At 69.8% G+C, this 2,007-nt stretch carries 2 protein-coding genes; one reads left to right on the top strand and one right to left on the bottom strand.

The annotated features are described in order from the left end of the window. Positions 1 to 419: 419 nt before the first annotated feature. Positions 420 to 683 carry a WhiB family transcriptional regulator gene (locus ACWD3D_RS25445; protein WP_003968728.1) on the bottom strand — a complete coding sequence of 88 codons (264 nt, stop codon included), beginning with the start codon at positions 681 to 683 and terminating at the stop codon, positions 420 to 422. A gap of 786 nt (positions 684 to 1,469) precedes the next feature. Between ACWD3D_RS25445 and ACWD3D_RS25440 the strand changes: the two genes are divergently transcribed. Continuing rightward, positions 1,470 to 1,970: a cysteine dioxygenase gene (locus ACWD3D_RS25440; protein WP_451463112.1), complete on the top strand. Its 501-nt coding sequence runs from the start codon at positions 1,470 to 1,472 to the stop codon at positions 1,968 to 1,970. The last annotated feature ends 37 nt before the right edge of the window (positions 1,971 to 2,007 follow it).

Below are 2,007 nucleotides of genomic sequence, written 5' to 3'. Positions count from 1 at the left end.
TGCGGGTGCGGACGGCGGGTGCTGGCGCGGACGGCGGGCGCGGTGCGGGTGCGGACGGCGGGTGCTGGCGCGGACGGCGGGCGCGGTGCGGGTGCCCACGCCGATGGCCCGTGGTCCGGACCCTGGGGAAAGGGTCGGGGCCACGGGCCATCGGGCTGGTTCGGGAGTTCCCGCGGGGCCGCACGTGCGCGGGGCCGCGGGGTCGCGCCGTACGGAGGCGGGGCCGCGGGGTCGCGACGGCCGTACGGGGGGCGCGACGGTCGTACGGAGGCGACGGCCGGGTGTCGCGCCCGGTGCGGTGGAGGTCTCACGGTGAAGATCTCGTGAGGCCGCGGTGCCGCGCGGCCGGCTTGTCGGGTTGACCGATCGTCAGGTCCGCCCGCCGGATCGAAGGGCCTGGGCCCTCGGAGCCGTACCGGTCAGATCGCGGCCTTCTTCAGGCGCCGCCGCTCCCGCTCGGAGAGCCCGCCCCAGATGCCGAACCGCTCGTCGTTCGACAGTGCGTACTCCAGGCATTCGGAACGGACTTCGCAGGCGAGACAGACCTTCTTGGCCTCTCGGGTCGATCCGCCCTTTTCCGGGAAGAAGGACTCGGGATCGGTCTGGGCGCACAGCGCGCGCTCCTGCCAGCCGAGTTCCTCGTCCGCGTCCTCGACCAGCAGTTGCTGGAACAGCTCGGTCATGTGCGCCCCTCGTCTGTCTCTTACGTCCCCGTGACGTGGCCGTCACTCTCCGTGCGGCTGAACAACACGAGTGAAATTACAAGCGTGTAGCTCTGAGCCGGTCAAGCGAGCTTCTGCTACTGGCCCTGGTATTCACTCTGCGGAACCAAACATACGCGGAAAGTTATCAAACCACCAAAAACCTGACATATGCCTAGTACTCAACCACCCCGCTCCCCCGACAAGTGAGACGAACGGGGCTTGCGGGACGGTTCGATTCGATCACCGAAGCGACCAAGATCACAGACGAGTCACAGACTGTCAGCAAGGTTTGAGCGCCCGGATGATGCGCCACCTGTCCTGCCCTGTCAGTGCACAAACCTTTCTTCAGCGTCGGCGACCGGAAGGGGTGAAACATTGCCGCCAAATGGGACGCCGAGTTGACAGCGCGGGTAACGAGCCGGTCTCCTTGGCACCATGCCAGCGACCGTCGCGATGTACGCCTCCCACGTCCGTGGGTTCCGCACCGCTGTCCAGGCCCGCTGTTGCTGTTCCAGCTGTCGCTGCTGTTGACGCCCTCCCGGCTCCGGCTCCGATCAGCGCTCCCGCTCTGATTCCGGGTTCCGCTACCCCTTCCGCGCCCTCACGGGCACGGCCGGCAGGCCGGGCGCCACGGGCCTCCAGCACCCGCCCCCGGGTACCCCGCGCGGGAAACCGCCGTACCGGCGCGTCCACGCGGGCCCTCCCGAGCACCACCACCGAGCCGCACCCCCACGCGCACCACCGATGCCGAGGACCACCGCATCCATGAACAACGACAGCGACCTGCAGATCGCCGGCGACCTCCTGGAGGTCCAGCACCTGCTCCTGCCGCCGAAGCAACACCCCACCACCGTGGCCGAGTTCGCCGGGCTGGCCCGCTCCATCGCAGCCGACCGCAGCCAGTGGGCCCCGCTCGTCAGGTACGACGCCACCACCCGCTGGTACCACCGGCTGCGCACCGGCCCCGGTTACGAGGTCTGGCTGCTCAGCTGGGTCCCCGGACAGGGCAGCGGGCTCCACGACCACGGCCAGTCGTCCGGCGTGGTCACCGTGCTGGAGGGGGAGTTGACCGAGCACACCGAGCGCGGCACCCGGCGCGTCGGCTCCGACGGCCAGCACGTCTTCGCCCCGGGATACGTCCACGAGGTGGTCAACGACTCCCTCACGCCCGCCGTCAGCCTGCACGTGTACTTCCCCGGCCTCACCGAGATGCCGATGCACACCGCACGGTGCGCCCCGGCCGCCTTCGACGCCGTACCGGCCTGAGTACCGGACCCGGGGAACCACCCCACCAACGCCCAGG

The organism is Streptomyces sp. NPDC002690 (assembly GCF_053592415.1).
This window is presented reverse-complemented; position numbering and strand designations above follow the sequence as displayed.